Annotated in this window: 20 protein-coding genes; 14 read left to right on the top strand and 6 right to left on the bottom strand. The window is 62.9% G+C overall.

The annotated features are described in order from the left end of the window. Positions 1 to 187 precede the first annotated feature (187 nt). The 3 genes from ABLE68_RS07535 to ABLE68_RS07525 all read right to left on the bottom strand — a co-directional run bounded on the left by ABLE68_RS07535 (position 188) and on the right by ABLE68_RS07525 (position 3,332). A complete protein-coding gene (locus tag ABLE68_RS07535) occupies positions 188 to 2,317 on the bottom strand; it encodes an oxidoreductase (RefSeq protein ID WP_348870699.1) in 2,130 nt (709 codons plus the stop codon). A gap of 116 nt (positions 2,318 to 2,433) precedes the next feature. Further along, a complete protein-coding gene (locus ABLE68_RS07530; RefSeq protein ID WP_348870698.1) occupies positions 2,434 to 2,862 on the bottom strand; it encodes a GlcG/HbpS family heme-binding protein in 429 nt (142 codons plus the stop codon). A 110-nt stretch (positions 2,863 to 2,972) separates the two neighbouring features. Next, positions 2,973 to 3,332, bottom strand: coding sequence for a luciferase domain-containing protein (locus ABLE68_RS07525; RefSeq protein WP_348873243.1), 360 nt, complete (start codon positions 3,330 to 3,332; stop codon positions 2,973 to 2,975). 479 nt (positions 3,333 to 3,811) lie between these two features. Here ABLE68_RS07525 and ABLE68_RS07520 point away from each other — a divergent pair, with 479 nt between their 5' ends. The 11 genes from ABLE68_RS07520 (at position 3,812) to ABLE68_RS07470 (ending at position 16,015) form a co-directional block, all read left to right on the top strand. Beyond that, positions 3,812 to 5,101: a flavin monoamine oxidase family protein gene (locus ABLE68_RS07520; protein ID WP_348870697.1), complete on the top strand. Its 1,290-nt coding sequence runs from the start codon at positions 3,812 to 3,814 to the stop codon at positions 5,099 to 5,101. 119 nt (positions 5,102 to 5,220) lie between these two features. Next, complete coding sequence (locus ABLE68_RS07515; protein WP_348870696.1) at positions 5,221 to 6,408, top strand: sugar ABC transporter substrate-binding protein; 1,188 nt, start codon at positions 5,221 to 5,223, stop codon at positions 6,406 to 6,408. Between the two features lie 222 nt (positions 6,409 to 6,630). Then, positions 6,631 to 7,914, top strand: a complete 1,284-nt coding sequence (locus ABLE68_RS07510; protein ID WP_348870695.1) for a PucR family transcriptional regulator — start codon at positions 6,631 to 6,633, stop codon at positions 7,912 to 7,914. A 173-nt stretch (positions 7,915 to 8,087) separates the two neighbouring features. Next, positions 8,088 to 8,387, top strand: a complete 300-nt coding sequence (locus tag ABLE68_RS07505; RefSeq protein ID WP_348870694.1) for a Dabb family protein — start codon at positions 8,088 to 8,090, stop codon at positions 8,385 to 8,387. Next, positions 8,387 to 9,313, top strand: a complete 927-nt coding sequence (locus ABLE68_RS07500; RefSeq protein ID WP_348870693.1) for a cyclase family protein — start codon at positions 8,387 to 8,389, stop codon at positions 9,311 to 9,313. The genes ABLE68_RS07505 and ABLE68_RS07500 overlap by 1 nt, the downstream gene beginning before the upstream one ends. Positions 9,314 to 9,340: 27 nt before the next feature. Beyond that, complete coding sequence (locus tag ABLE68_RS07495) at positions 9,341 to 10,525, top strand: FAD binding domain-containing protein (protein WP_348870692.1); 1,185 nt, start codon at positions 9,341 to 9,343, stop codon at positions 10,523 to 10,525. A gap of 79 nt (positions 10,526 to 10,604) precedes the next feature. Beyond that, a complete protein-coding gene (locus ABLE68_RS07490) occupies positions 10,605 to 11,357 on the top strand; it encodes an SRPBCC family protein (protein WP_348870691.1) in 753 nt (250 codons plus the stop codon). Positions 11,358 to 11,393: 36 nt separating this feature from the next. Further along, the gene (locus ABLE68_RS07485) at positions 11,394 to 12,245 is read left to right on the top strand and encodes an FAD binding domain-containing protein (protein WP_348870690.1); all 852 of its coding nucleotides are present in this window, start codon (positions 11,394 to 11,396) and stop codon (positions 12,243 to 12,245) included. A 37-nt stretch (positions 12,246 to 12,282) separates the two neighbouring features. Continuing rightward, positions 12,283 to 12,771 carry a (2Fe-2S)-binding protein gene (locus ABLE68_RS07480; RefSeq protein ID WP_348873242.1) on the top strand — a complete coding sequence of 163 codons (489 nt, stop codon included), beginning with the start codon at positions 12,283 to 12,285 and terminating at the stop codon, positions 12,769 to 12,771. Further along, positions 12,768 to 15,197, top strand: coding sequence for a xanthine dehydrogenase family protein molybdopterin-binding subunit (locus ABLE68_RS07475; protein WP_348870689.1), 2,430 nt, complete (start codon positions 12,768 to 12,770; stop codon positions 15,195 to 15,197). Before ABLE68_RS07480 ends, ABLE68_RS07475 begins: the two co-directional genes overlap by 4 nt. Further along, positions 15,194 to 16,015, top strand: a complete 822-nt coding sequence (locus tag ABLE68_RS07470) for a carbon-nitrogen family hydrolase (protein WP_348870688.1) — start codon at positions 15,194 to 15,196, stop codon at positions 16,013 to 16,015. Before ABLE68_RS07475 ends, ABLE68_RS07470 begins: the two co-directional genes overlap by 4 nt. Before the next feature lie 410 nt (positions 16,016 to 16,425). Here ABLE68_RS07470 and ABLE68_RS07465 read toward each other — a convergent pair whose 3' ends face one another. Continuing rightward, on the bottom strand, positions 16,426 to 16,944 hold the full coding sequence (locus ABLE68_RS07465; protein ID WP_348870687.1) for an Lrp/AsnC family transcriptional regulator: 519 nt from the start codon (positions 16,942 to 16,944) through the stop codon (positions 16,426 to 16,428). 202 nt (positions 16,945 to 17,146) lie between these two features. Here ABLE68_RS07465 and ABLE68_RS07460 point away from each other — a divergent pair, with 202 nt between their 5' ends. Then, positions 17,147 to 18,310 (top strand): aromatic ring-hydroxylating oxygenase subunit alpha, encoded by a 1,164-nt coding sequence (locus ABLE68_RS07460; protein WP_348870686.1) that lies wholly within the window; start codon positions 17,147 to 17,149, stop codon positions 18,308 to 18,310. Beyond that, on the top strand, positions 18,267 to 19,280 hold the full coding sequence (locus ABLE68_RS07455; RefSeq protein ID WP_348870685.1) for a PDR/VanB family oxidoreductase: 1,014 nt from the start codon (positions 18,267 to 18,269) through the stop codon (positions 19,278 to 19,280). Before ABLE68_RS07460 ends, ABLE68_RS07455 begins: the two co-directional genes overlap by 44 nt. Before the next feature lie 189 nt (positions 19,281 to 19,469). Here the strand turns inward: ABLE68_RS07455 and ABLE68_RS07450 are convergent, their stop codons facing one another. Continuing rightward, positions 19,470 to 19,820: a cupin domain-containing protein gene (locus tag ABLE68_RS07450; RefSeq protein ID WP_348870684.1), complete on the bottom strand. Its 351-nt coding sequence runs from the start codon at positions 19,818 to 19,820 to the stop codon at positions 19,470 to 19,472. Between the two features lie 88 nt (positions 19,821 to 19,908). Continuing rightward, positions 19,909 to 20,979 carry an alpha/beta hydrolase family protein gene (locus tag ABLE68_RS07445; protein ID WP_348870683.1) on the bottom strand — a complete coding sequence of 357 codons (1,071 nt, stop codon included), beginning with the start codon at positions 20,977 to 20,979 and terminating at the stop codon, positions 19,909 to 19,911. 239 nt (positions 20,980 to 21,218) lie between these two features. Here ABLE68_RS07445 and ABLE68_RS07440 point away from each other — a divergent pair, with 239 nt between their 5' ends. Next, on the top strand, positions 21,219 to 23,606 hold the full coding sequence (locus ABLE68_RS07440) for a xanthine dehydrogenase family protein molybdopterin-binding subunit (RefSeq protein ID WP_348870682.1): 2,388 nt from the start codon (positions 21,219 to 21,221) through the stop codon (positions 23,604 to 23,606). Positions 23,607 to 23,737 lie beyond the last annotated feature (131 nt).

Here is a 23,737-nt window from a genome sequence, read left to right as displayed (position 1 = left end):
GATTCTCGACGGACGCTGCTCGATTGGCGTGCGGTCATTCGAGACGGCAACGCCCAGTTGCTTCGCGGTAGCTAGTTGAAGGCAATCGCATCGTCATCGACAGCGCGAAGCGGGCTCACCGCAACCGCGTAGGCGACAGCACTGTACTGGCGCAATCAGGCCCGGGTGAACCTCCATCGCTCATGGGTCAGTGCCGCCCAGTTTCCGAGTGCTCGATGCGGCCCTCTGCTAGCAGCGCTAATGGCTCCCGCTTGTAAGGAAGTGCGATTGAGGGGTCTGGTGACTCGAATTCGCGTGCCAGACGGTGGCCATCGAACATCGCTTCTGCAATTGGTCGCGGCGACAATGCGTCCCCGATGCAATAGACGGCATCGATGCCGCTGTCAGCCAGCGCTTGAGGGTCACCGCTGAGCTCCTGGTACAAGCCATCACACGGCTTGCGCATCGTCACCAGGACCAGCGCGTCGGTCTCCAACGAGAAGGGCGCCTCAAACTCACCAACTCCGACGAGCTCACCGTGGTGGGCTGCGGTCAACATGACTTCCCGATGCATATTCACACCGGTGCGGTGAAGCTTCGCCCTGATCGCCGGTCCGTCCAGGGTCAAGTCGCACTCGGCTGCTATCTGCCCGTGCGGTGTGACGATAGATACTCTGTACCCCTCGTCGGCGAGAAGTTGGGCGAGAGCAGCACCCATGTAGACGCCCTCGGCGTCGTAGACCGTGACGTGACTCCCTGCAGCGGGACGTTTGCCCTCCACGATGAGTTGCTCGGGGGTGAACACCCAATCACCGCCATCCATGACTCCGTCGAGCGGCCCATGTGTGTCAGGTGTAGTGCCGGTGTTTAACCAATGGGCGCCCGTGGCCACGACCACGTGCGTGGCACCGTAATTACGGACGTCGGCGGCGCTCATTCTCGCCGAGGGGATGAACTGAAGGTTTGGGAGCTTGTCGATCTGAATCATCCGGTGGTCGATGAACCGACCCCACTCTTGCAGGCCTGGCAGACCGACAACTGGTCGAAGATGTCCGCCGAGATGTTCAGCAGCGTCTACTAGGTGCACCATCTCGGCACCTCGCTTAGCGAGGCCGATGGCGGCCTCCATTCCAGACGGACCGGCGCCCACAACGAGGACGCTGACGTCGGGGTGTGTCAGTGAATCGAACCGTTCTGGGTGCCAGCCTCGCCGGTATTCCTCGCCGGCAGTGGCATTTTGTGCGCAGATCATGTTGCCCCGGTCCAGGCTGCTGATGCACTGGTTGATACCCATGCATTCGCGGATGTCCTCGATGCGGCCCTCTTGGACCTTGCGGGGGAAGAAGGGGTCTGCGATCGATTGACGAGCAGACCCGATGATGTCGATGATCCCGGATCGAACGGCCTGTGCCATCAGGTCAGGACTGCTCCATCGGGATACCCCTACTATTGGCTTGTCCGTGGCACTCCGAATCCGTTCGAACAGCTTGAGGTTGCGGCCTTCGGGGATGTTTCGTGAGGGGCTGATGTCGGTTCCCCAGTCCAAGACGGATCCGACGTTCAGGTCCCAGAGGTCGATTAGTGAGTCGGCCATGCGGACCAACTCGACGCTGTCGTCGAGACTGTGTCCCCAAGGACCCTGCGTCTCGATCGCCAACCGAGTCGCGATGGTGCAGTCGGCGCCTATGGCTTCGCGAATTCGGCTGAGGGTCTCCAGCCAAAACCTGGCGCGATTCTCCAGGGAGCCCCCGTACATGTCCGTTCGGTGGTTGTGGAACGGCGACAGGAACTGCGCGAAGAGGTAGCCGTAACCTGCAAGCACATCGACGATGTCATAGCCCACGTCGCGCGCGCGCACAGCGGCCTTAACGAAAGCTTCTTCGATCCTCTCGATGTCGTCCCGAGTCATAGCCTTCGGGGTCCCTGGAGGACCCGCTGGGGGCGCAAGTTCAGACGCCAATCCCGAGGGGGAGAGTGCGGGCTCGCGGGAGATTCGACGCATTGCATGAGCGCCGCCGTGGTGAAGCTCGATTCCGGCGAGTGCACCATGTGCGTGCACCGACTCAACCATCAACCTGTGGCGCCGAGCGTCTTCCTCGTCCCAGATGTCGCTCGAGTGCAACGGGAACTCGTCGCTACTGGGATCGACAGCTGAAAACTCCGTCGACACGGCCGCCCATCCGCCCTCGGCGCGAACGCCCCGGTAAGACGCCCAGGTCGCCGGTCGAAGGACCCCGTACGCGGTGCCGTGAGGAACGTTGTAGAACCGGTTGCGAAGGGTCTTGGGCCCAATAGAAATAGGCTGAAAGAGGATTTTGTGATGGTCAGCAGGCGGCACGTTGCGACTCCTTCTACTCGGGCTTCAAATGCCGGAACAGCCAGACGGCGCGCTCGTGCCTCGGTTGAGAGTTCGAAAGGCTGCCGTACAAGCCACACGTTGCAGCATTCGTCCTGTCAGTGCCCATGCGCGGTCAGTCCCATCGCGTTGACCGCCTTCACGCCAACCAACTCGTCGTTGTCCGATAGGTCTCCAGACACTCCCAAAGCGCCGACTGGATTCTTTTCCCCATCGTGGATCAGCACCCCGCCCGGCACGGGCATGAGTCGCCCCCCCAAGGCGGCGGTTGCCGATGCGACGAAGTAGGGCTGCGCTTCGGCCCTGTCCATGATGCTGCGAGAACTCATGCCAAGCGCGAGCGCTCCATATGCCTTGGCGCGCGCGATCTCGAAGAGACCGAATGGAGAGTTGTCCGCGCGTTCAGCCACGATGACATGTCCTCCTGCGTCGAGAACGACGACCGTGAGAGGCCGAAGATGAAGGGCGCCAGCTTCGAGATGTACGCGACGCACGACCTGGCGTGCGACCTCGAGAGATAAGTTCATAGCCCCTCGCTATTGTCGAACATGCAGCGGCAGGAGAGTGGCATCCGCGTCGTGTCGACGCGTGAGCATCGTCGCCCTGCGACCCTGATCGGCCGCTCGAATCCCGGACCTCACTCGAGTTCGTCCAGCGCCCACTGGTAGCAGAGCTGAACCAGAGTCCATGCAACCTCTAGTTCGAAGCGATCGCGTGGTCCGTAGACCATCAGCGCGTTCTGGACGGGGTGACGTTCGCCCCAACCGGCTTCCACCGCCTGCTCCTTGACCCACTCCGGGAGCGAAAGGTGCAGGCTTCCGTCGGAATGAGGGTGAAGGTGAGCGAACTCGCGGCCGGCTTGAAAATGGTCGGGCTCGGCCTCGCCAACGCCCTCAACGAGGTGCAACGCTCTCGCGTGCGATACCGAGACGAGCGTAGGCGCCATGTATGCAAGGGGGAGAGCGCGCATGCGTTCCCAGAGTTCCTCTTGCAGCATCACCGGCGCGGTCTGCGAGCGTTGGGCGTGAGGTGCTGGGCCAACGACCAGTGGTGCAGGTCCCCGGCGAGTAGGAAACTCGAGAGGTCGTGCGCTCACGCGCCAACCTGAAGCAACAGTGTGATCACAGATCGAAGTGGCTTTCCGGGTAAGAGGGGTAGCCAATCGTGAAGCTTTCGCCTCACCTCTTGTTATTCGGAATCCGTGAAACTTGGAGCGGTCGTTGTGAAGGCACGGATGTCTTCTCCGGCTGAACCAGCTACTCGAGCCGCGCGACCTCGACGAGTCATCCGCCTGGACCTCGTACCCTGGGCCGACTGACGCCAGGCGCTGACGGCTGGATTGCCCGGCCTCATAGAGATCCGACCTCGGTTTGTGCAGATAGTGATAGGAATCACCCACAAATCGTCCAAAGCGGGCAACGCCGGTGAACCCCTGGCTTCGTGAAGATGTGGCTCACGCGAACGAAAGGATGAGCCGTGGACAACGTCGACGTCGTGGTTGCCGGAGCTGGTTTCGCCGGCCTCCGTGCGGCCCGAGATCTCAGCGAGGCGGGCCATTCAGTCGTTCTTCTCGAGGCCTCTAATCGCGTGGGTGGTCGTGCCTACAGCCGGGAGTCAACTACTGATCCTGGGACGATCGTCGAAGTTGGGGGCGCCTACTTCCACCGCCATCACCATGGTCGTCTCGCGGCTGAGGTTGACCGCTACCGGATCGCCACGCAACCAGCTGCGCCGTTCACCACGTTTCGCAACAAGCTCGGGCCTGCCCAGCGCCAAGCCGCGCTTCCCATCCCCGTTGAGGAGGCCGTCGAGACCGAGCGAGTCCTCTACGAGATGGTCCGTGACGCCCACCGGATCGACCCCGCGCTAGGTCTCGAGAATCAGGGGCTAGAAGACCTCGACATCTCGGCTCGCGACTACCTCGATGCACTTAAGGCACCTCCAGTAACTGACCAGCTGTTGAGATCTTGGATCTGGAACATGCTGGGTCAACGGGTTGAGAACGCATCGGCACTTTGGATGCTCCAGGTCATCGCGTCGCACGGCTACTCGGTGCTCGGCGTAATCCTTTCCCTCGACGAAGTGATGGCGGAGGGCACGGGCACTCTGACATCAGCGATGGCTTATCAGGTGCCAGACCTCCGACTGGGTGAGACCGTGCGTCACCTTCGGCAGGACGGTAACCACGTCGAAGTCTCGTACGGCGATCACCGTGTGCTTCGCGCCAATCACGTGGTAATGGCTACGCCGCTCAATGCCATGGGCGACGTGCGGTTCGAGCCGAGTCTGGTCGGCCCCCGAGCCGATGTCGTCGCCGAGGGTCACGGAGGTCGGGGCTTGAAGGTCCTGGTCCAGGTCCGCGGGGTCCCGGCCGGCATCTCGTGCACTGGAGATGGAGTTTTCCCGACCCTCTACGACTACCTTCCGACTTCCGACGGCGGCCGCATCCTTGTGGGCTTCACCGATCGTGAAAGCCTCGACCCTCACGACGCCGCTGCCATCGAGGACGCCGTCCACCACTACCTACCCGAGGCGGTTGTGGTCGGAACTGACTGTCATGACTGGACCGCCGACCCATACGTCCGAGCGCCGTGGGTGTCACCCCGCATCGGGCAAGCGACTCGGGCCCACAAGTCACTCGGAGAACAGCACGGGCGAATCCACTTCGCTGGCTCTGACGTTTCGGTGCTCTTCCCCGGCTATATCGAAGGTGCACTCGAGACCGCCGACCGTGTCGTAGCCGAAATCGTGGCCGACACCGTTTAGTCACGCACCACTCTCTCGGGTTCGTGCATCACCGATGGAGCCGGCAGCGTCGCCGGGCGCCATCTTGCATCCCCGCGGGTCATGGCCCGTACCACTCATTGCAATCGAAAGAGGGAACCATGCGTTCTAACAACAACGGACGAGCGCGGCGAGCGGCCGGTGTCATCGCGGTCCTCGCTGTGCTTATTGCCGCTGCCGGTTGCAGCACCGAAGGCGGTAGTGCCGGAACTTCTAAGGGCAGCGCCGACGACGATGTCGCCAAGCAGGCAAACGCCCAGCTCGAGAAGCTCTACGGTAAAGGCACCTTCGCGGAGCCGCCTGCCACAGGGCCTGCGGCGCAGCCCGGATACAAGGTGGCGCTCGTCAGCTCTGGCCTGCAGTCGCCTACTGGAACTTCGCAGTCGAAGGGTGCGCGGGAAGCTGCGGGCCTGCTCGGTTGGGACTTGAGCGTTTACGACGGAAAGTACGAACCGTCCGAGTACCAGGAAGGTATCCGCCAGGCAATCGCGCAGGGCGTCGACGCAATCTGGCTCTACTCCATCGACTGCCCACTAGTCCGCACCGCGCTCGACGAGGCGAAGAAGGCCAATATTCCGGTGTTCTCCCAGGAAGCAGCCGACTGCAGCGACGTCGATCCCAGCGCTCCTTCCTACTACGAGCGGAGCCTGCAGTTCTCCGAAGGCAATTTCATTGACTGGGGTCAAGCCCTCGGTGCCTCGGAGGCTATCTGGCTGCTTGCGAAGCTTGGGGCAGATGCTGATGTCATCGAGGTCAGCAACAACGAACTCGTCATTACTAAGGCCGTTCACGACGGGTTCCAGAAGAAGATGAGTGAGCTGTGCCCCGACTGCAAGGTCACGGAGGTCCCCATTCGCATCGCTGACTTCGGCCCGTCGCTGCAGGACAAGGTCTCGACTGCCCTTCTGCGTAACCCCAACGCGAATGGGATGGCGCTGTCTTACGACGACCTAGTGACGGCCGGAGGTGGTGCCGCGGTAGTTGCATCAGGACGCAATGACTCCGTCGAAGTCGTCTCTGGTAGCGGTTATGCCGCCAATGTTGACCTTGTTCACGACAACAAAGGGCAGGACGCAGGATGGACTTACGACGGTTCGTACGAGGCGTGGTCGGCGGCTGACATGATCAACCGCTACTTCGCGGGCGAGGACAACGTGAAGTCGGGTGTTGGGCTGTCGGTCTTCGACCGTGACCACAACCTGCCTCCGAAGGGGACGGCTTTCGACGTTGGTCAGATCGGCATCGATTACAAGCCGGTGTTCGAGAAGGTCTGGGGTTCCGGCTCCTAATTGGCGTGGGGGTGTGGCGGTCGCCACGCCCCCACGGCGCCGCCGACTTAGCGCTTCTCGTACGCGACCTTAGGAGGCTGCTGTACTCGACTGGAGCCGGTGGTTTGGAGACGATCGACCGGGACCGGAAGTTGGCCATCCGGTGGACGTCCCGTGCGGCGGACCAGAGTCCGGCGGTCGATCTCGGACCCCGCCCGACAACGACCAAGGGACGGAGTTCCCATGCAGGACGGCACCAACGCACCGGTCTCCAGCAAGGTGAACACGTACAATTCGGCCATGTCGATCGAGCACGATCTCCGTGCGATCGCCGACGCGTTGGCTAGCGAGATTCCAGCCATCGCCGATGAGATCAGGCAGCGGACGCGGTCTGGCGCACCGAACTTTTACCGCCGCAGCGATCCCATGTTACTTGAGGCGGAAGGGCCCAGCATCCACGGTGCGGTGACAAGCATCGTCCAAGGTCTTCGCCACGCGAGACAACTTCCAGACGGCGCTTCCGAAGGTGCCTTGCAGGAAGCTCGGATCGCTGCTCAAGTCGGAATCGATCTGACCGATCTGCTTCAGACCCGGCGGATCGGCCAGGTCGTCTTGTGGAACCGGATCCTAGACACCGCGGTGCGCGTGGTTCCGGACACAGCGAGGCAGGTCGCCGTTCTCAAACAAGCTGCCGAGTACCACTTCGCCTGGAATGACCTCGTCACCCACGATGTGGTGGCTGCCTACGAACGTGAAAAGAACGCCTATTTCTTTCACAGCCGTGACCGACAGCGCCGAGCAGTTATCACCGATCTCATTAACGGCGTACCGACAGACACTGAGCAACTCGGCTACAACCTCAAGCTCGAGCACGTGGCCATTGTCGCCTGGGGCAATGCCCCGCGCGCGGCCTTAGATGCTATGGCCGCCCGATTGCAGGCAGCATTGCTCGTGGTGGAAGGAACCGGCGGCACACACCTTGCCTGGCTGGGAGGAAGCCGCATCGGAGAGGCTCTGGAGCGGAACTTAGCGGCCTTCAGTCCACCGCCGGCAACCTACCTAGCTATTGGTGGAGCCGCGGCTGAAACCGCCGGGTTCCGCCAGGGGCACCGACAAGCCTGGCAAGCCTATCGAGTGGGCCGGTTGCGTCCCAAGCCCCTGACGCGGTATCGCGACGTCGCCCTTGAGAGCGTTGTCCTCCGGGATCTCCCCGCGGCGAGAGACTTCATGATCAGCGAATTAGGCCCGCTAGGCGAGGACGACGCGCGGACGGAGCTCCTCCGAACGACATTGCGAACCTATTTCGACACCGGGCAGAACGCTGCTGCCACAGCTGCGCGAATTCGCGTCCACGAGCGAACTGTCGCGTACCGGCTCAAGTCGATCGAGGATCGGCTCGGCTTCGCCATCAGCTCGAGGCGCGACGAGCTATCGATCGCGCTGCGACTCTCCGATGTGCTCCGGGATGCCACCGAGCTTCATGTTGCTCTGCTGAGCGAGGACCATCCCAGCGAGACCGGCCTGTGAGACGACACCCCGATTGAACAGACCGCATCGCTAGGGCCGTTGCGAGGCGGTCTTCACAATTCCTGCAAATCGCCACCAGATTCTGTCGGTGCATGCAGAGGCGTTGCAGTTCACACACTTCCAGACTGACGCAGCGCACCCGCGCATCACCCGCGTTCGTGGAGGAGTCATCAATGATTCGGCACGTCTTTTCTTGGCAGGTGGCCGACGGCCACAAAAACGAGGAGATCATCGAGATCCTCAACACTCTCCCCGGCGCCCTGCCGATCATCAAGCATTGGGAGGTCGGCAGCCACCACGGCGACCCCGGCGACAACGGAGACCCGTTCGACGGGGTGCTCATCACGGACTTCGAGACGTGGGAGGACCTCGACGCGTACTCAAACGACCCGTTCCACCTGGACGTGGTTGAGCGTCTGATGCCCCGATTCAAGGCGCGCGCCGTTGTCGATTTCGAGCGCAAGGACGCCTGATGGTCAACGCCGGTATCACAATCGGTAGCAGTCCGTGGGGACCGCAGGACCAGTTGGGCGCGCTGAACCACCTCACCCCGCAGCGGTCAGCGGCGATCCTGGAGCGTGTAGACGGCACCAAGACGTACGACCTCAGCATCGACTACTTCGTAGGCATGCCCAGCTTCCAGGCTGCGGGCGACCCGAGTTACCAGCTCTACATGAGCCATACCCCCGCGGGCACGGTGGTCGACGACCTCAATGGCGCAGGCGAGGCGGTCAACCGTCATGTCTGCTACTCCGGGGACGTCGTGTTCATGTACACCCACACCGGCACCCACATCGACTCGCTAAACCACTTCGGTGTTGACGGGCAGATCTACAACGGCTTCTCCCCGGAGGAGCACCTTGGCAGCCGTGGGTGGACCAAGGGAGGCGCGGAGACGATTCCCCCGATCATTACTCGCGGCGTGATGCTCGACATCGCCAAGGGACACGGGGTCGACTGCCTCCCGGATTCATACGCAATTACAGTGCAGGACTGTCAGGACGCTCTGGACGCAAGCGGCTTGGTGCTCGAAGCCGGCGACGTGGTATTCGTTCGTACTGGCCGGATGGCATTCTGGCCGGATGGCTCGAAGGTGCTCGGAAACCCTCCCGGTCTGAGCCTGGACGCAGCGAGGTGGCTCACCAGCCAGAGCATCTCCGCGATCGCAGCAGATCAGGAGTGCGTGGAGGTCGGACCGTCGCAGCACGAGGACAACTGGCTCCCCGGGCACTGCCACTTCCTTGCGGAGGCAGGCGTCCCGATGATCGAGCTGGTGAACCTCGAGGAGCTCTCCCGGGACGGCGTCAATGAGTTCTGCCTCATTGCGGCGTCCATCCGTCTGCGCGGTGCCAGCGGCGCGCCGTTGCGTCCGATCGCATTGCCGCTGCGCTCCAGCTGACTTGCTGGACTTAGAAAGGTTATCTAGATGAGCATGCCGAAGGTCGCCATCGTAGGTGGTTCAATCGGCGGACTGACGGCCGCGAATCTGTTGCGCGACGCTGGCTGCGAGGTAGACGTATACGAACGGAGCCCCCGCCTCTTGTCGGGTTTCGGGACCGGGATCGTAGTTCAGCCCGAGCTCGTCCAATACCTGCTAGAGCGCACGCCGACAACTCTCGAGGACATCAGTGTTCCAAGCAGCGCCATGCGCTACTTCGACGCCGCGACCGGCGAGAGCAGAGGCGAGGTCGGCGCGGACTGGCGTTTCACGGCCTACAACGCGATCTACCAGAGGCTGCTCGATGTCTTCGGGCTAGATCGCTACCATCTGGGGCACGCGCTCATCGAGGTCCGACCTGGGAAGGACGCCGCAACGGCTGTTTTCGAGGACGGCTCAGCGGTGACTGCCGATCTGGTCGTCTGTGCTGACGGTGGAGGTTCCGTCGCCCGCACGCAGTTGCTCGGCGTGGGTTCCGGTTACGCGGGGTACGTGACATGGCGGGGGATGGTGGACCAGGAAGATGTCTCCCCTCAGACCTGGGAGTTTTTCCAGGATGCTTTCACTTACGGCCTTCTCCCGGACGGGCACATCATTGCCTATCCAATTCGGCAGGTTTCAGCAAAGGGCGAGGTGACTGGTGCGACCCGGTTGAACTTCCAGTGGTACTGGAACGTGCCGGAAGGCCCTGAGCTTGACAGCCTGATGACAGGCGCCGACGGTGCTAGGCGCCCGGTCTCGGTACATTTCGACGCGCTGACGCCGGGCAGTCTGGACGCATTCCGGAACCGTGCGAAGACGGGGCTTTCAGACGTGTTCGGCGACCTCATCGCCAGCGCGCCTGCCCCATTCGTGACCATCGTCGCCGACTGCGAAGTGCGTCAGATGGCTTTTGAACGAGTAGTGCTCGTGGGCGACGCTGCCTTCGCGCCTCGTCCACACGCGGCAGCCGGTGCAGCCAAAGCCGCGGACGATGCCTGGGCGCTGACCGAGGCACTGTTGCAGGCTAATGGAGACGTCGAGACGGCACTCAAGGCGTGGGAGCCTGCGCGGCTCCTTGTCGGCGAGGGGTACCTCGCGAAGGTCCGTTCGATGGCCGCAGTCCTGCAACACGGCGGCGACTTTCCCGCTGGCGCACTGCAATACAGGTTCGGGCTGGTCCGTCCCGCATGATGCCGGGCGTCCATGTACGAACCGCAGTCATCCCTGATCATGTATCGAATATCGCGCTCCGGCGCACGAAGGAGATCGCATGCAGTTGCTCAACGAGTTCGAGGTCGCGCTTCCTCCCGAGCAAACTTGGTCGCTTCTGACCGATCTGCAGAAGGTCGCACCCTGCCTGCCCGGCGCATCGATCACCTCCGTCGATGGCGACGATTTCCACGGTCGGGCGAAGATCAAGGTCGGCCCTATCACGGCGGAGTACAAGGGCATCGCTCGATTTACCGAGCTCGACGCCAGTTCGCACCGCGCAGTGCTCCTCGCTCGTGGCAAGGACGCTCGCGGGCAGGGCGACGCTACTGCCACCGTCACCGCAAGCCTGTCCCCAGCGGGAGCCGGCACGAAGGTGACCGTCGAGACCGAGCTCGCGCTTACGGGCAAGGTTGCACAGTTCGGACGCGGCGTTCTGGCTGATGTCAGCGGTGCCCTCATGAGCCTGTTCGCCGACCGATTGCAGGAGATGGTCGTGGCGGAGGGCGGGGGGACGGCAGTCGCCGCCGAGCCCGTGCCGGCAGCCGGCTCGGCAGAAGCCCCCGATGCCGAGCATGGGTCCAATGAGGGCGTCCAGGTGACCCGCCAGTCTGCGCCCGGAGCCCCGTCAACGCGGTTCAGCGTTCCGAACGGACGAGACGACGAGGTCCTCGACGTGCTCGCCCTGGCCGGCGGAATGTCCTGGACGAGGGCCATCCCGGCAGGTGGGACGCTCGTCGCGGTCATCGCTGCTCTCGTCAGCGTCTTTGCCGCTGGCTACGCTTCCGCCCGGGCCCGCTCGGCCGGCAAGTAAGGCAATCCACCGCAGCAAACGAGCCGGGAGGCCGATATGAAAGCAGCGAAGTTCAAGTACGTCGCGCCAAGGTCGCTCGAGGAGGCTCTCGGGCATCTCGGTTCCGATCCTGACGCGAAGGTGCTATCGGGCGGGCAGAGCCTGATGCCCCTGCTCGCCATGAGGCTGGCGGCACCTTCGATCCTCGTCGATCTTCAGCACGTTCCTGGCCTCGCTGAGATCGAAGACCTGGGAGATGTGATCCGCGTCGGTGCCCGAGTTACGCACCGGATGATCGAACGCTCCGAGATGGTTGCCGAGCGGGTGCCGATCCTCCCCGAAGCCGCGAAGCACATTGCTCATCCCCAGATTCGCTCGCGGGGGACGTTCGGTGGCAGCACGGCCCATGCCGACCCGTCTGGGGAGTGGCCGACCGTCCTCCTCGCGCTAGGTGCAACGATGCACCTAGTCGGTCCCAATGGACAGCGAGACGTTTCGGCGGACGACTACTTTGTCGGTCCGTTCATGACCAGCATGAACGATTCGGAGATCCTGACTCACGTCACGGTCCCTGCCACGAGGACCGCCTGGTCGTTCCAGGAGGCAGCCGTTAAGGCTGGCGACTACGGCCTGGCCATCGTGGCGGCCACAGCTGACGTACGAAGTGGCAGGCTCGCTGATGTGCGCGTCAGCGTTGGTGCCGCCGTCGGAGCTGTTACACGGTTGGCCACCGTCGAGGCGGCGTTGACCGACGCAGAGCTGAATGAGCAGAAGGCCGACGAGGCTGCACGCTTGGCCGCCGAGTCGGTCCGGCCGATAGCTGACATCCACGGTAGCAGCGACTATCGACGCCAACTGGTGAGTTCGCTCGTCAGGCGTGCGGTCATCGAACTCAAGAACGGAGCCTGAGGTGCCTACTACTCCTGAAGAACGTCTCGACGTGTCAATGAACATCAACGGGCGTCGGTACACGGGCGCCGTCGAGGCTCGCAAGACTCTGGCTGACTTCATCCGCGACGATGCGCATCTCCCGGGCACGAAGCTCGGCTGTGAGCACGGGGTTTGCGGCTCGTGCACCGTCCTCCTCGATGACGCACCGGCTCGGTCCTGCCTCACCCTGGCGGTGCAGGCCGACGGACACCATGTCCGCACCGTCGAGAGCCTGTCAGAAGGTCAGGAGCTCAACACGCTGCAGCGAGCTTTTCGCGAGCAGCACGGACTTCAGTGTGGCTTCTGCACGGCGGGCTTCCTGATGACTGCGACAGCGCTTCTCGAGGAGAACCCGACGCCCAGCCGTGACGAGATCGTGGACACGGTCTCTGGATCACTGTGCCGTTGTACCGGCTACCAGACGATTATCGCGGCGATCGAGCAGGCAGCCGAAGAGGGAGCTGATGCTGAAGCATCGGCTCAAATGGGAGGTCACACGTCGTGAAGAAGCTCGACAAGCACCAGCACATGGACACGCCGGCGATCGCGGCCCGATCAGTCGGAAGCCGCGTGCTCCGGTCTGAAGACCCGCGCCTACTCAGCGGCCGTGGAGAATTTATCGCCGACATCAACCTTCCCGGCCAGCTGCACGCGGCGTTCCTCCGCAGTCCTGTGGCGCACGCCCGGATCACCCGCATGGACCTGACAGCCGCACGAGACGCTGACGGCGTACACGTTGTCTGGGCCGGGGCGGATACCGCCAAGTACTGCGACGGTCTCGTCGGAGAATTCGCGGTCGACGGTTGCGTCCCGACGACCATGCCCCTTCTGGCGAACGACGAGGTCCTCTACGTCGGAGAGCCGATCGCCGTGGTAGTCGCTGATTCGCGGTATTCCGCTGAGGACGCCTTAGAGCTGATCGATTGGGACTTCGAGGAGCTCCCGGCGGTGGTCAACGCCGACGAAGCCACCGAGGGCAGGGTGATCGCCAATCCCCAGCTGCCTGACAATTACGGACTCCGAGGAGGTGCCTCCTTCGGCGACGTAACAGGTGCGTTTGACGCGGCGGACCAAGTCCTTCAGGGAAGGTTCTACACATGCCGTGTCTCCGCGGCCCCGATGGAGACACGCGGGGTCATCGCGGACTTCGACTGGGCGTCCAAATCGCTGCGGCTATGGTCAAACACGCAGATGCCCCACTTCCTGCGGTACATGCTCACTGCCTACCTCGGGTTTCCCGAGCAGTCCGCTGAGGTAATCACGCCAGACACAGGCGGTGGATTCGGACAGAAGGCGCACATCTACCCCGAGGAGTTCGTGCTCCCGCTTCTCGCCCGTGAGGTCGACCGGCCAGTGAAGTGGATCGAGGATCGCCGCGAGAACCTGATGGCCGGCGCCCACGCCCACGAACAGTACGTTGACATCTCCTACGCGCTTAACAAGGAGGGCCGGATCACCGGCGTGCGCACGCACGCCCTCGGTGACGGTGGCGCCTACCACGCGGCCCCCTGGTCCATGGCCGTCGAGCCATGGTGTGCGGTTGTTATGACGCCAACCGGCCTGTACGACATTCCTGTGGCCGAGTACACCTTCTCCGCTGTCGCGACCAACAAGACACCAGTCGGCGCGTACCGGGGCGTCGGCTATATGGCAGGCACCTTCGCACGCGAGTGCCTCGCGGACGAGGCCGCCCGCGCCGTCGGGATGTCGCCGTTCGACTTCCGCAGACACAACGTCGTCCGCAGTTTCCCTTGGACCAACCCGCAGGGAATCGTGTACGACGAGGGGAGCTGGACGGAGTCCATCGACGTGCTAGAGCGCATGGTCGACTACCCAGCCTTTCTACGGCGACAGGCTGAGCTCCGCAGCCAAGGACGCTACATCGGGCTTGGACTGAGCTTCTTTGTGGAAAGCAGCGGGGAGAGCACCGCCGGTAGCCAAGAGCACGGCCTCGGGGACACCTATCACGACACTGCAACGGTGCGACTGAACCCGAACGGGACCGCTAACGTGACGATCGGGCTCTCCGCCCAAGGACAAGGCCTCGCGACAACCATGGCTCAGATGGCCGCAGATACCCTTGGTCTCAAGGTCGAGGACGTTGTCGTCGAGACCGCCAGATCGACCATGCACGCGTACGGATCTGGCACCATCGGCAGCCGCGGCGCGGTCATTGCCGGCGGCGCTGTAGCACGCGCAGCCGGCGTCGTGCGAGAAAAGGTCCGTGCCGTTGCTGCCAACCTCCTCGAGGCAGCAGTCGAGGACGTCGAGCTGGTCGACGGTTCCGCCACCATCAAGGGCGCGCCCGACACGGCGATTCCCTTGGCCGACGTGGCGGGTGCGATCTATTTTGACATGAGCACTTGGCCCGAGGACTTCGATCCGACGTTGGAGGCAACGCAGGCCTACGACTCAGCGCGGGCGATGTTCAGCAATGGTGCGCACGCGATGATCGTCGAGCTCGACCCGGAGACTGGGTTTATCCGATTCGAGAAGGTCTTCTCGGTGGAGGACTGCGGGACAGTCATTAACCCCAACATCGTCGAGGGACAGATTCGCGGTGGCGTCATCCAGGGCATTGGCGCGGCCGTGTTCGAGGAGCTCGCGTACGACGAATCCGGCCAGCTTCTGACCACGACGTTCCTCGACTACGGGCTCCCGACGATGGACGTCGCTCCTCCCTTCGAAATTCACCACATCGAGACCCCTTCCCAGTACTCGGCATCCGGGGTGAAAGGCATGGGCGAGTCCGGACTCATCGCCGCTCCGGCGGCGGTCCTTAACGCCGTCAACGATGCGCTGGTTCCCTTCGGGACAGTCTTGCGCGAGCTGCCTCTGAACCCGGAGAAGCTCCATCGGGCAATGTCGGGCGGGGCGAAGAACTCGGCAAGCGCCCCCGCCGACGAGGCTGACGCGCCCACGCTGCCATGAGCACCATCGATGTCGCCTTGGTTCAAGTGGGCTATGGCGACGAGGAGTCGCTCGTCGAGCGTGTTGACCGGGTGTGTGACTGGGTTCAACGGTTGGGCCGTGCCGATTTGGTGATTCTGCCCGAGTTGTGGGCGCACGGTGGATTCGCTTCGTCCACCTGGGCCTCAAGCGCAGAGACGCTGACTGGCGCGACGGTCGGTCGCCTGACCGAACTGGCAAGAGACGCCGCCACTTGGATCCATGCCGGATCCATCATCGAGCGCGCGGTAGAGGGCGGCCCGCGCGGACCGTTAGGCAGGGGTCTGTGGAACACCTCCCTTCTGCTGTCACCCACGGGCGAGATCCGCACGACCTACCGCAAGATCCACCGCTTCGGCTTCGGGGAGGGAGAGCCGCAACTCCTGGAAGCGGGCGAGGAGGTGGCAGTCGCGAACCTCGAGTGGGACGAGGGTCGCTCGGTGCGTATCGGCTTAGCGACGTGCTATGACCTCCGATTCCCGGAGTTGTTCCGGTCGTTGGCGGAGCGGGGTGCGGAGGTGGTTGCGCTGCCGGCAGCTTGGCCAATGCCGCGAGTCGAGCACTGGCGTCTGCTCGGACAGGCACGCGCAATCGAGAACCAGACCTGGGTCCTGCAGTGCAACACTGCAGGCACCCACAGCGGCATCGAGATGGGCGGGCACAGCAGGGTCGTGGCACCAACCGGTGAGGTCCTCGCTGAACTTGGTGCGGGTGAGGACGTGCTCACCGCAACCCTCGACTTGGACATGGTGGATCGCGTGCGTCAGGACTTTCCTGTGCTAGCCGACCGCCGGCTCTAGTCGACCCATTCCGTTAAGGTTCGGTCGCCGAAAGGTTGTAGGCAACCCACTAGGCGTGCCAGGCAACCATTCGCGGCCCCCGGCTCCCGTACGGGGCCAGGGACAGCAGGAACGGCCGAATCGCGTTGACCTACGAACGACGCCTAGGACACCTATTGAGGCGCATTCCGCGGCGCGAATTGAAATGGAGGACATACGACCTTCTCGCGAGCCCCGAGCAAGGTCGAACGAACGCAAGCGACTGCCCTGCTTCGCGCGACGGTATCCCGCGGCTCATCACTTCCTCCCGCTACCACGTCCCTTCTCGGCGTCTCGTGCTTGTGCCGTGTCCTAACCCCGGCGATGGTGACCCATATGTGGGGATGTCCAGGCTGAGGTGCCAATTAGCCGGGTCGAGCGTCGTCGACGAATCATTGCAAGACGCTTCCGGGGGGCGGCCCGGCGTACATCGTCTTGAGCACCTTGAGATAGATGTGACTTTGCACGCTGTTGACGCCATCGATTCGGTGCACTCGGCGAACTAGATCCACGACGCCATCGCGCCCGACGCAGACCACCTCGACGAGCAGTGGATAGGGGCCGGCGCTGAGTGCCACCCACGTCACTTCCGGCCACTTGGCCATCTCCTGGGCGACGACTTGAGGATCCCGGTCCACACTCACCTGAAGTTGGGCATTGATCGTCGACTCGGTCGCGAGGGTGTTGAGGACTCCCACCACATTGATCACGCCGCTGTCGAGCAGTCGATTGACCCGACGGCGAGCTGTTGCCTCAGGCACGTCGCATGCGGCAGCAAGTTCCTTATACGACGCGCGCCCATGGCGCTGGAGCACTTCAATGAGGCTGCGGTCTACGGCGTCAAAACCGTCGAAGGCGGTCTTCGGGCCATCACCTTGACTGTGGCGCACGCCCTCAGCATAAGAGGTCACGCGACACCGTCTCGACCAGGTCGATGCATCGGTGGGACTAAGCCCGCGGGTGCGTCCCGGTGGCCACTCTGCGACGACCACCCAAGCGCGTCCACTCGCAATGCGATGGCTGTGAGATGCATGAGGGCGATCCATATGATTGTAAAAGTCGTTCGCAGCGGATAAAGTGGCGCATACGTTCAATGTAATCAAGGAGTAGAAGATGAACGCCACAAAAGTGACCAGTCGAGCGTCCGCTTCGCGCGGAAGACCCACGATTCCGCTTGAGATTGCTGCAGAGCTGTCGGAGTACGAGTCCACCCGGTCGGAGCACGGCACGCTGCCCACGCGCTGGTACCGCGACGCGGACGTCTTTGACTTTGAGCTAGCCTCATTGTTCCCGCGTGCTTGGCAGCTTGCGGGGCCGCTCGCGGCCGTCTCTCGACCTGGCGACCAGCTCCTAGTCGATGTCGGCCAAACCCCGTTGGTTGTGACGCGGGGTCGTGATGGTGTGCTTCGGGCGCTGGTGAATGTATGTCAGCACCGCGCCTACCCCGTGGCCAGAGAGAACCGGAACTCGCCATTGCTTCAGTGCCAATATCACGGCTGGACCTACAACCTCGATGGGTCTCTTCGTGCGGCGCCGATGTGCTCGCAAGAGCAGCTGCGCGAACAAGGTGTTGCCCTACGCCAGGCATCGGTCGACATCTGGAACGGGCTCGTCTTTGTCAACCCCAGGCCCGATGCTGGGATGCTTGCGGACGCGTTCCCGGAGCTCGAGGCGCTTGGGCACGAATGGGACCTCGCGTTCGATGACAACGACTACGTGTACCAAGGCGTGACATCGATGGATATCGACGGAAACTGGAAGGCGTGGTGCGAGAACGCGAACGAGTGCTACCACTGCCCGACGATTCACGCTGAGAGCTTCGACGCGGAGTTCAAGTCGCTAAAGGATCGAGAGGTCCGAGTCACCGCGAACCTTGTGGGCGCCGTCAACGGGTACAGGGAGTCCGGGACAGTGCTGGCACGGCACGGAATGAATCCGACCTTTGGGGAGCGGTACGTCTTCCTGCACCCGGGCTCGTTCTTTAGTAAGGACGACTACCATATCTTCGCGGGGTACACGCTTCCCGTCGCGGTGGATAAGTCACGCTTCGTGAGTCATACCTGGGCCCGGAAAAATCTCGAGCCTGCATTCGCTCTCGACTGGGGGAACATGTGGGAGCGGACGATGGCCGAAGATGCGGAAGCAGTCCGGCTTCAGAACTTCGGCCTGCGCTCAGGGACGTTGATGCGCGGGCAACTTTCGCCCGAGGCTGATCAGATGATCCTGAAGTTCCATGAACTCGTCGTCCGTAGCTACGCCAATGTTGCGGATCACTGACTCTCCTTCGCAGTCTGCTACCGCGCCGGACGGAGAGCTGTTGCTCGAAGTCTCCCGCAGAGAAGTCCGCGGCGAGGTGATAGTCCTCGATCTTCGGGAGGCTAGTGGCAGGGCACTGCCGGCGTGGCAGCCGGGCGCGCACATCGAACTGATACTTGGCTCTGACCTCATACGCCAGTACTCACTGTGTGGCGGCCTCAACGACACCACGTGGCGGATCGCTGTGCTTCGGGTCGACGGGGGGAGAGGTGGCTCGCGGCTCGTCTTCGACAAGCTCACGCCCGGCACCATTGTCGAGGCGCGGGGCCCGCGGAACCACTTCCCGCTCGTGCCTGCCCAAAGGTACGTCTTCATAGCTGGAGGGATAGGCATCACACCGCTAGTCCCGATGATCGAGGTTGCCGAGGACGCCAGGGCAGACTGGGTCCTCTGCTATGGCGGGCGGACCAGGGAAGACATGCTCCTGGCTGGCGAGTTGTCGGAACGGTACGGCGGAAACGTGCGTCTCTTTCCGCATGACGAATATGGATGGATCCCGCTAGATGAGGTCATGAACTATGCGGGATCTGATGGTCTCGTTTACTGCTGCGGACCCGAAACGATGGTGAAGGCAGCAGAGCTGGCTGCTGCGGCTCAGGGAGCAAGCCCACGGCTCCGGACTGAACGATTCCAACCTCAGGCGGATCCGCGGGTTGGAGAAACTGCCGAGTTCGAGGTCAAGTTGGCGAAATCTGGAGTGACCGTCTTGGTTTCTCAGGATCAGTCCATTCTGGAGTCCGTGGCCCAGGTGGGGGTAGTCGTACTTGCGTCATGCCGGGAAGGGGTGTGTGGGACATGCGAGACGTTTATCGTTGACGGGATTCCTGACCACCGCGACTCTGTCCTCACGCCTGAGGCTCGAGCGAGTGGTGAGTCGATGATGGTGTGTGTGTCGCGCGCCCGTTCTCGAACACTCGTGCTCGACCTGTAGGCACACGTTCAACCCAGCCGCGTTCTCTACGCGGCCAGAAGTTGGCTCTGGGACGTACGGCGAACACGTGAGCATCGTGAGTAAGTCTCGTCTCGTAGTGAAGACGCATCACCGAGCAGCAGCCCGAGAAAGTCGCAACGGGTCCCACGCGATGCGTGGGACCCGTTGCTCCATTCGGGGGATGTGGGCCTAGTCGGTCAGCACCCAGACTTCTCTGAACTTCGTGTGGAACGTCCAGGTCGAGTTGTGTCCGGCCGGCAGGAACGCTTGCATTCCGGTCTTGAGGTCGACCTTGGACCCGTTCTCAAGCTCGATCGTAACCTCTCCCTCGAGGACGTAGATGATCTCGTTGAACTCGAGCTTGTAGGTGGTCTTCCCAGGGTCACACTCGAAAACACCGGTGCCGCGGGTGCCGTTCTCGTTGCTCTCGTAGAGAGTAAACCCGCGCCCTGCGGGATCGCCTTCGTGGATGGTGACCCCCTCTGGCTGCCAGGCCTCCAGGTCGACGGTGGCGGGCTCGACGGCTTTGATCTCGTCCATTTCGGACCTTTCGTTGGGTGCGGTCGACGGACCGCGACGGGAGCGAGGCCGGGCGTCGAAGTTCTGCGTTACTCGGGCTCGGGGAGTTCTACTTGAGCAGTTGGTCGGCCAACCAGTCAGCCATCCGAAGTCGCGGTGCCGGGCCCAGGTTGTGACAGCAATGGTCGCCCTCAGGCTCAATGTCAATCGTGAGGTCGGCGTTGACAGCTAGTTCCTTAACGAGGTCTACCTCAGTGATCGGCGTCTCGTCCTTCGCACCGTGCAGGATGTACGTCGGGCAGGTCAGACCGGCGAGCTCGTCGCGAATGTCGATGGCGTCCTTGACGCGCAGCCTGGCTGTCTCGAGGTCCGGCGACTTCGTGACGTACTTCCAGCTCAGCTTCGTCATCGGGTATTCGAAGTCCCAGTCATCCATCTGAATGAATCCGCCCCAGGACACGCAGGCGATGAAGCGGTCGTCCATCGCCGCAGCGCGGAGCGCATAGTGACCGCCCAAGCTGCGCCCAAGCACGCCGATCCGGTCGCTCGCGACCAGATCGGGCTGGGTGAGCAGATGGTCGAGCACGCGAGTCGTGTACCGGTGGTAGTCGCCGGCGACAGCAACGTCCTCGAACATCTCGCCCTGGCCGGGACCGTCGAAGGTGAACGTAGCGACACCACGCTCAAGAAGGAGGTTCTCGAACATGTACGACTCCTCCTTCGTGCTTTCGAGTCCGCCGAGCAGCACAGCGCACGGGACGGGACCTCGCGCATCCTTCGGAAGGCGGAGGTACCCGACGATCACGGTTTCGTCGATCGGGAGGTCGACTCGAGTGGCCGGCGGATCAAGCAGCGGTGCCGCGCGGTGGTAGAGCTCGGCCTTCCGCAGCTGCCCACGCGGGCGCCGCTCGTCGAACCAAAGGAACTGAGCGTATTGGGCAGCCATCGACCCAACCCAGAACCAGTAGCCAGCGGTGAGCGAGTGTCCTTGCTCGAGGGCGGAATCACCCATGGCCTCGTACTCGTCGGCCCGCTCCATCCAGAACTCGAACCAACTGACCTCGGGCTCGCGGTCGCGAGCAGCAATCATGTCGGCAAAAGGCAGGCCATCCATGAGCAGGCGGCCCCAGTTCAGCATCTCCTCCTCGGCGGTCGGCGTCTGCTGAGTCGTGGTCGTCATCAGTTCTCCATATCTTCGGGTTCGCCGAATCTTCCTTCGAGCCCGAGCTCGAACGGTCTACATGTTCCGCGAATCCCATCGCACTCTTTGACGTCCCCCGAGCAATTGGACCTTCAGTGCGGCTCGTCTACGGGTTCTGCGCAACCGGCCACCACCTTTTCCGTCCTAGGTGAAGTCACAGACCGCTAACCCGCCGAGACTGCGCGCAGAGGAACGGCACACCAGAAAGTGGGTAGGTAGTGAGCAAGCCAGGATCGTCCGGTGGACTCGGCGCATCGGCCAAACGTTACGTGGGAAAGCCGGTACAGAGGCGCGAGGACTCCCGCCTGCTTCGCGGCGAGGCGCGCTTCATCGATGATGTCGACATACACGGACAGCTCTACATGAGCGTCGTCCGATCCACGGTCGCCCACGCTCGAATCCGGTCCATCGACACGATGACTGCCCGACGGTCGGCAGGCGTGCGGCTAGTAATCACAAATAGCGACATCGACGCGCTGATCCCGTTGGAGCAGATCGGTTACCACGAGGTTTACCCGCAGATTGACAACTACTTGCATCCAGTTTTCGCCGGCGACAAGGTCCGATACGTCGGCCAGCCTGTAGCGGCCGTCATCGCAGACAGCCTCTATGCCGCCGAAGACGCCGCTGGTCTCGTCGAGGTCGCGTACGAGCTACTTCCTCCGGTGTTGGATCCTCAGGATGCCATGGCCGATGGTGCCGAGCCCCTCTTTGAGGGTCAAAGCAACGAGTCGGTGCGGATCGAAAAGCGCTACGGCGACGTCGATGGCGCCTTCGCAAACGCCGCCCACGTCGTCAACGGTCGCTATGTCGTCGGTCGGCACTCGGGCGTGCCGATGGAGACCCGGGGGTGCGTGGCAGAGCCCGATCGGGGCCGCAAGCAGTTGTTCATGTGGGGGCCGGTGCACACACACGATTGCCAGCGGTTGATCGCCGAGGTGCTCGAGCTGCCGCTGAGTGATCTCCGGATGAAGCACGTCGACATCGGCGGCAGCTTTGGGGTCAAGGGTGGCATCTTTCCCGAGTATGTCATGGTCGGATGGGCGGCGTTGCAGCTCGGCCGTGCAGTGAAGTGGACCGAGGATCGCCTTGAACACATGGTGGCGACCGCCCACGCCCGCGAACAGGTCCATGAGATGACCGCCGCGTTCGACGTGGAGGGACGAATCCTCGCCTTGACCGATGAGATCTGGCATAACCACGGCGCCTACATGCGTCAAGCGGAGCCACTGGTCAGCGACATCACCGTCGGCATGGTGCCCGGCCCGTACCGGGTGCCGGCCTATGATGGTGTCCTACACGTAGTGCACTCAAACAAGACGCCACTCTCCGCGTACCGGGCCCCCGGGCGGTTTGAAGGCACCTTCGCTCGCGAGCGCTTGCTAGACCAAGCCGCCGAAGTGCTGGGCATCTCCCCAGTCGAGATCCGACGCCGTAACCTGCTCACGAAGGCGGACCTGCCGTTTGTGCCAGGTATGGACATCTGCTTCGAGCCTTACCACTTCGACTCCGGCGACGTGGTGCAGCACCTCGGCAAGGCACTCGAAGCCACTGACTACGCAGCATGGGAAGCCGAAGCCGAAGAGCTGCGCTCGAAGGGGCGGCTCGTCGGCAACGGCATCGGTATCCTCATGGACAAGGCCGGACTCGGTCTCTATGAGACCGGTGCTGTCGACGTCGACGCCTCCGGCAGGATCCGCGTTCGGACCGGCGCCTCGTCGGTCGGTCAAGGCATCGAGACGGTGCTGGCTCAGATCGTCGCCGAGGAACTCCAAGTCGAGCCCGAGATGATCGATGTCATTCACGGCGACAGCGAACTCGTCCCGGAGGGTGTCGGCTCGTGGTCTAGCCGATCCACGGTCATGGCGGGCGGCGCTGCCCGCCAAGCAGCACTCGACACACTGGAGAAGGCCAAGCGGCTCGCCGCGGATATGCTCGAGGCCGACATTAAGGACATGGTGCTCGAGGACGGCCGGATCCACGTTGCCGGGGCCCGCGATCACGGCCTTAGCCTTGGTGAGATCGCGGGCCGGTGGGACGGTTGGTCGGCTCGAGTTGCCGGCGACGAACCGGGCCTTGGGGCCAAGTCCGTATACCTCGACAACCACATGAACTATCCCTATGGCGTAACGCTAGTCCAGATCGAGATCGACCCTACGACCGGCGGGCACACGCTGCGACGGTTCATGACCAGCACCGAGGCCGGGCGGGCCATCAACCCGATGACGACGCGCGGACAAGTCGTCGGCGCAGCCGCGCAGGGGATAGGAGGTGCGCTGTACGAGGAGTTCGTGTACGACGAGAACGGCCAGCCACTCGCGACCTCCTTCATGGACTACCTCCTCCCAGGAGCCCAGGACGTTCCCGACATTGAATTCTTCATGACGGAAGACGCGCCGACGCCCAACAACCCGTTCGGGGCGAAAGGGCTGGGAGAAGTCGGACTGATCGCAGTAGGAGCTGCCGTCGCCGGAGCGATTGACGACGCGCTCCGGGACGGCGAGCACATCACGAAGGTCCCAGTCACCCCGGAGACACTCTGGACACGGGCTCACTCTCAAGCGCCTCGGGTCACTCCGAAGATGCATGAAGCACCACAAAAGTGAGCTAACTCTTTCCGGAATGGGCCTAACGAGTTAGTCAGCTCACACCTCAACCTTCTCGAAACGCGTAGCGGCCTTGCGCGCGGGCCGACGAGGACTCAGAGGAAGTCGAGTTGACGATGACGGTTACTTGG

It is taken from the genome of Nocardioides pollutisoli, from assembly GCF_040045055.1.
GTDB lineage: Bacteria > Actinomycetota > Actinomycetes > Propionibacteriales > Nocardioidaceae > Nocardioides > Nocardioides tweenelious.
This window is presented reverse-complemented; position numbering and strand designations above follow the sequence as displayed.

Bases quoted from the DNA above. Each gene is read 5' to 3' on its own strand.
- ABLE68_RS07530 (WP_348870698.1), bottom strand. From the start codon at position 2,862: ATGAACTTATCTCTCGAGGTCGCACGCCAGGTCGTGCGTCGCGTACAT.
- ABLE68_RS07525 (WP_348873243.1), bottom strand. From the start codon at position 3,332: ATGCTGCAAGAGGAACTCTGGGAACGCATGCGCGCTCTCCCCCTTGCA.
- ABLE68_RS07515 (WP_348870696.1), top strand. From the start codon at position 5,221: ATGCGTTCTAACAACAACGGACGAGCGCGGCGAGCGGCCGGTGTCATC.
- ABLE68_RS07510 (WP_348870695.1), top strand. From the start codon at position 6,631: ATGCAGGACGGCACCAACGCACCGGTCTCCAGCAAGGTGAACACGTAC.
- ABLE68_RS07505 (WP_348870694.1), top strand. From the start codon at position 8,088: ATGATTCGGCACGTCTTTTCTTGGCAGGTGGCCGACGGCCACAAAAAC.
- ABLE68_RS07500 (WP_348870693.1), top strand. From the start codon at position 8,387: ATGGTCAACGCCGGTATCACAATCGGTAGCAGTCCGTGGGGACCGCAG.
- ABLE68_RS07495 (WP_348870692.1), top strand. From the start codon at position 9,341: ATGAGCATGCCGAAGGTCGCCATCGTAGGTGGTTCAATCGGCGGACTG.
- ABLE68_RS07490 (WP_348870691.1), top strand. From the start codon at position 10,605: ATGCAGTTGCTCAACGAGTTCGAGGTCGCGCTTCCTCCCGAGCAAACT.
- ABLE68_RS07485 (WP_348870690.1), top strand. From the start codon at position 11,394: ATGAAAGCAGCGAAGTTCAAGTACGTCGCGCCAAGGTCGCTCGAGGAG.
- ABLE68_RS07480 (WP_348873242.1), top strand. From the start codon at position 12,283: ATGAACATCAACGGGCGTCGGTACACGGGCGCCGTCGAGGCTCGCAAG.
- ABLE68_RS07470 (WP_348870688.1), top strand. From the start codon at position 15,194: ATGAGCACCATCGATGTCGCCTTGGTTCAAGTGGGCTATGGCGACGAG.
- ABLE68_RS07460 (WP_348870686.1), top strand. From the start codon at position 17,147: ATGAACGCCACAAAAGTGACCAGTCGAGCGTCCGCTTCGCGCGGAAGA.
- ABLE68_RS07455 (WP_348870685.1), top strand. From the start codon at position 18,267: ATGAACTCGTCGTCCGTAGCTACGCCAATGTTGCGGATCACTGACTCT.
- ABLE68_RS07450 (WP_348870684.1), bottom strand. From the start codon at position 19,820: ATGGACGAGATCAAAGCCGTCGAGCCCGCCACCGTCGACCTGGAGGCC.
- ABLE68_RS07445 (WP_348870683.1), bottom strand. From the start codon at position 20,979: ATGACGACCACGACTCAGCAGACGCCGACCGCCGAGGAGGAGATGCTG.